Source organism: Streptomyces sp. SP18CS02 (assembly GCF_036322365.1).
Taxonomy (GTDB): Bacteria; Actinomycetota; Actinomycetes; order Streptomycetales; family Streptomycetaceae; genus Streptomyces.
Map to the genome: position 1 here is coordinate 1 of NZ_JAQYXC010000231.1, position 472 is coordinate 472.

The window sequence follows — 472 nt, forward strand, 5'->3', positions numbered from 1 at the left end:
CGCAACGTCTGCTGACGCGGCAGCACCGTCCGGCTGCCACTGGTCAGCAGAGCGAACCGGTCATCCAGACGATCAGCGATCTGACGCGCCGACAACACCCGCAACCGCGCCGCCGCCAGCTCGATCGCCAGCGGCAGACCGTCCAGACGACGACAGATCTCCCCGCACGCCACCGGATCGTCCCCCACCCGGAAACCCGGCCGCGCCGCCGCCCCCCGCTCCGCCAGCAACCGCAACGCCATCACCTCCGGCAACGGATCCACCGCCCGCACCAGCTCCCCCGGAACCCCCAACGGCTCACGACTGGTCGCCAGCACCGTCACCCCCGGACACACCCCCACCAGCCGCTCCGCCACCACCGCGGCCGCACCCACCACATGCTCACAGTTGTCCAGCACCACCAGCATCCGCCGCCGCGCGCAATGCTCCACCAGACGCGCCAACGCATCACCCCCGTGCCCCTCCACCGCCC

General features: G+C 72.0%; 1 pseudogene. It reads right to left on the bottom strand.

The features are described from left to right. A pseudogene (locus tag PUR26_RS02285) lies at positions 1–472 on the bottom strand (AfsR family transcriptional regulator); the annotation flags it as partial.